Source organism: Pseudoxanthomonas sp. LjRoot204_2, from assembly GCF_056175765.1.
On sequence record NZ_JBGFFG010000287.1, the window covers coordinates 1 to 4367 of the forward strand.

The window sequence follows — 4367 nt, forward strand, 5'->3', positions numbered from 1 at the left end:
CCGCAACTGCGACGAGGCCCGCGCGCGCGGGGCTGCGCCTGTGGGGCGCGGAGATCCTGGCTACGGGCCGCACTTGGACCGTGACAACGACGGCGTGGGCTGTGAGCCGTATCGGGGACGCTGAACCGCTACGTTTCCGCCACGTGCATCGCTCCCATCGCCGCCGCTGCGATCGGGGGAACTGAAGGGCGGCACTCGCTGCGCGCTGTAACCGCTTCCCAGCCGGCCATGGGGGTGGGCCATAATGCGGTCGATGCCTGAACAGAATTCCCTGCCGTTCCCGGACGGCCCGACCCCGACGCCGCCGGAGAAGAAGCCGGGCGCGACGGACGTGCCCGTGCCTGACGCGACCCAGCCTCCGGCCGCGGATGTCGACATGCGTGGGACGGCCGGCCTGCCGATGGCCCCGGTTGCCCGCCAGGCGAAACGTCCGCTGTGGGCGCGCCTGCTCGGGCGCCTGGCCGACCCCTGGCTGGCCCTGAACATCGAACCCGCCGCGCCGGCCGAGCTGCTGGACGGCCGCCCGGTCTGCTACGTGCTGGAAGACTACGGCCTGTCGAATGCGCTGATCCTCGATCGCGCCYGCCGCGACGCCGGCCTGCCGTCCCCGCTGGTGCCCCTGCCCGTCGGTGGCAATCCGCTGGGCCGCAAGCGCGCCTACGTGGCCCTGTCGCGCCGCAACGCCAGCACGCTGATCCCCGACCAGGTCAGCGCCAAGACGCATTCCGGTTCGCTGGCGCGCCTGCTGGAAGCGCATCGCGCCAGCGCGGGCCTGGACGTGCAGCTGGTGCCGGTCTCGATCTTCGTCGGCCGCGCGCCGGACAAGCAGAGCGGCTGGTTCTCGGTCCTGTTCTCGGAAAACTGGGCCATCGTCGGCCGTTTCCGCCGCCTGCTGGCGATCCTGTTGAACGGTCGCGGCACCATCGTGCGGTTCGCCCCGCCCGTGTCGCTGCGCGATACCGTCGACGAGGGCCTGGAACCCGAACGCACCGTCCGCAAACTCTCGCGCGTGCTCCGCACGCACTTCCACCGCATCCGCGAAGCGATCATCGGCCCCGACCTGTCCACCCGCCGCCTGCTGGTGGACCAGGTGCTCGCCGCCGACCCGGTCAAGGAAGCCATCGCCGAACAGGCCAGGCGAGACAAGTCCAAGCCCGAGGACGCGTGGAAGAAGGCGCATGCCTATGCGTGGGAAATCGCCGCCGACTATTCCAACCCGGTGGTGCGCTCGGCCAGCTTCCTGCTGAGCCATGTGTGGAACCAGATCTACGACGGCGTGCTGGTCCACCACCTGGACAAGTTCAAGGAGGCCGCGCCCGGACACGAAGTCGTCTACGTGCCCTGCCACCGCAGCCATATGGACTACCTGCTGCTGTCCTACCTGCTGTACGAACGCGGCATCGTGCCGCCGCACATCGCGGCCGGCATCAATCTGAACCTGCCGGTGGTCGGCACGCTGCTGCGCAAGGGCGGCGCGTTCTTCATGCGCCGCAGTTTCCGCGGCAACCCGCTGTACTCGGCCGTGTTCACCGAATACGTGGCGCAGCTGGTCTCGGGTGGTTATTCGCTGGAGTACTTCATCGAAGGCGGACGCTCGCGCACCGGCCGCCTGTTGCCGCCCAAGGGCGGCATGATCTCGATGACGCTGCGCGCGTTCCTGCGCCAGCCGCGCAAGCCGGTGCTGTTCCAGCCGGTCTACATCGGTTACGAGAAACTGCTCGAGGGCACCAGCTACCTGGACGAACTCAGCGGCCGCCCGAAGGAGAAGGAATCCATCTGGGCCGTGCTGTGGGGCATTCCCAAGGTACTGCGGCAGAACTACGGCCAGGTGGTGGTGAACTTCGGCGAGCCGATCCCGTTGAACGACGCACTGTCCCGGTACGCGCCCGAGTGGGACGGCACGCCGGTCGGCGAAGAAGAAAAGCCCGCGTGGCTGTCCGACATCGTCGATGCGCTGGCGCAGCAGATCCAGGTCAACATCAACCGCGCCGCGGACGTGAACCCGATCAACCTGCTGGCGCTGGCGCTCCTGTCCACGCCCAAGCACGCGATGGGCGAGGCCGATCTGGTCGCGCAGATCGAACTATCGAAGACGCTGCTGGCCGAACTGCCGTACTCCGACCGCGTGACGGTCACGCCGCACTCGCCCGACCGCATCATCTCCCACGCCGAAGAAATCAACATGCTGCAGCGGATCAAGCATCCGCTCGGCGACGTACTGAGCGTGGACGACGACACCGCCGTTCTGCTCAGCTACTACCGCAACAACGTCCTGCACCTGTTCACGGCCTCGTCGTGGATCGCGTGCTGCTTCCAGAACAACCGGCGCATGAGCCGTGCCGGCGTACTGCGGCTGGGCCGCACGCTGTACCCGTTCCTGCAGGCCGAGCTGTTCCTGCCGTGGAGCGAGGACGAGTTCGCCGAGCGCATGGAACGGACGATCGACGTGTTCGTGCGCGAAGGCCTGCTGCAGCAGGTCAACGACGACGACGGCGGCATCCTGGCGCGCAGTGCCGGCCAGACCGACGAGGTCTTCCGCCTGCGCGCGATCGGCCACTCGCTGCAGCAGGCGTTCGAGCGCTACTACATCGCCATTTCGGTGCTGGTGAAGAATGGTCCCGGCACGCTGGGTGCCGCCGAACTGGAGGGCCTGTGCCAGCAAGCCGCGCAGCGCCTGAGCCTGCTGTATGCGCCGGCGGCGCCGGAGTTCTTCGACAAGACCCTGTTCCGCGGCTTCATCCAGAAGCTGCGCGAGATGAAACTGGTGTGGCCGGACGAGAACAGCAAGCTGGTGTTCGACGAGCGCCTGGACGCGTGGGCGCGCGATGCCAAGGCCATCCTCGGCCGCGAACTGCGCCACACCATCGAAAAGGTCAGCCCGGAAGCGGCGAAGGCCGCCGCGCCGGCCGAGGTGCCCCCCCCGCAGGAGTGAGCGTGGTGATGCGGCGCGCAGCTGCGCCCGTCAGTGCGCGGCGGCGCTGTCCGCCCCGGGGACACGACCGAGGCGGTATCCGGCCGCACCGTGGAGCACGGCCAGGCAGCCCACGTCGGGTGGCCGCTCACCCGTGACGCGGTTTGGCAGCCGCGAGGGCATCAGCACATCGCGTGGAACGACCGCGTCAGCCACGCCTTCGCCGGCAGCGCGCGGGCCGGATCGCGTATCAGCCGGTGCAGCGGCGAGCCGCATTCGGACAGATACGGCTCGTCCTCCATCACCAGCACCATGCGCAGCAGGTCCACGCCGCCCGGCAGGATCGCCGGCGGCAGGTACTCACGGAATCCGTAGTGCTCGAACACGCCGTGCAGGAAGGGCTCGCAGGCAAGCAGGCAGAACTGGATGCGCGATTCCTGCGCCCACCGGTAGGCCTCCTCCATCAAGCGATCCACCACGGGCTTGTTGCGTTCGTCCGCCTGCACCGCGAAGCGCGTGCCCACGGCCACCTGCGACAACGGCCAGGTCCGCGCGAAATCGTCGATCCGGAACAGGTTGCCGTATTCGACCTGCACCGCCAGCGGCGAGAAGTCGTGCAGCCGCAGCGTGGCGATCGCGTGCGAACCCTTCTCCACCGCCAGCGTGGTGCCGCAGCCATCCAGGCCGTCGGTGACGCGCTTGCTGCGGTCGCCGAACTGGCCCTGTTCGTGGAAGTAAACCTCGCGGCGCAGGCGCGGAACGTCGCCCAGCGCCTCGCCGGGCAACATACGCCGCATCCGCAGTCCGATGCCGGCCAGCGCTTCGTCGGTCGCCGCCGATGCCAACCGGGCCTCACGGGCCGAGACCGGGATGCGGGGGTTGAAGGGTTTGTCCTGCTCCATGCCACTCCCTCGCCACCGCACAGGCGTGCGCGTGGCATGTCGTTGGGAACCGCGGCGCCGGCAGGACGGCAGGCGGTCCTTGGTCGGGGAAATCCCCACACCCGGACTACCAAGCAAGCATCGGGCCAACTGCCGCCGCGACCCGCCGGGACCGCGAACGACACCTGCGGCGGGCGTGGCATGGCGGGACGGAGCGCCTGACGTGCGCACGGGCGGCGGCGCGGCACGCTTCCCGGTGACGCAGTGCGTCAGATTGCGCCTCCATCACGCGATTCCCGCCTGCGCGGTCGAGCGGTCTCTGCCGACGCCGTGGCTATACCCGCCCGCGGCACACGGTGGGGAACCGGGCGCCACACGCAATGTCGACACACGCAGGGGAATCCGGTGCGTCTCATCCACCTCGCCCGCCTGGCGACATGCGCGGCGGCTATCGCTCTGGTGGATGCCCGTCCCGCCCCCGACCGCGCCTTTTCGAGTGCCATACTCCCGGCCGCCCTGACGGTGGACGGCGGGGCACTCGACCCGGCCCCCGCTCCCTGCTTCCGTTGGCCCGC

The 4367-nt window shown here is 69.2% G+C and carries 3 protein-coding genes; 2 read left to right on the forward strand and 1 reads right to left on the reverse strand.

All coding sequences use genetic code 11. The features are described 5' to 3' along the window. On the forward strand, positions 1-124 hold a 124-nt coding region (locus tag AC04L7_RS13105; RefSeq protein WP_475513163.1), incomplete at its 5' end, for an excalibur calcium-binding domain-containing protein. A 129-nt stretch (positions 125-253) separates the two neighbouring features. Continuing rightward, positions 254-2932: a glycerol-3-phosphate 1-O-acyltransferase PlsB gene (gene plsB / locus AC04L7_RS13110; RefSeq protein WP_475513162.1), complete on the forward strand. Its 2679-nt coding sequence runs from the start codon at positions 254-256 to the stop codon at positions 2930-2932. Between the two features lie 161 nt (positions 2933-3093). Here the strand turns inward: plsB and AC04L7_RS13115 are convergent, their stop codons facing one another. After that, positions 3094-3813: an N-acyl amino acid synthase FeeM domain-containing protein gene (locus AC04L7_RS13115; RefSeq protein ID WP_296281615.1), complete on the reverse strand. Its 720-nt coding sequence runs from the start codon at positions 3811-3813 to the stop codon at positions 3094-3096. Positions 3814-4367: the final 554 nt, after the last annotated feature.

Bases quoted from the DNA above. Each gene is read 5' to 3' on its own strand.
- AC04L7_RS13115 (WP_296281615.1), bottom strand. From the start codon at position 3,813: ATGGAGCAGGACAAACCCTTCAACCCCCGCATCCCGGTCTCGGCCCGT.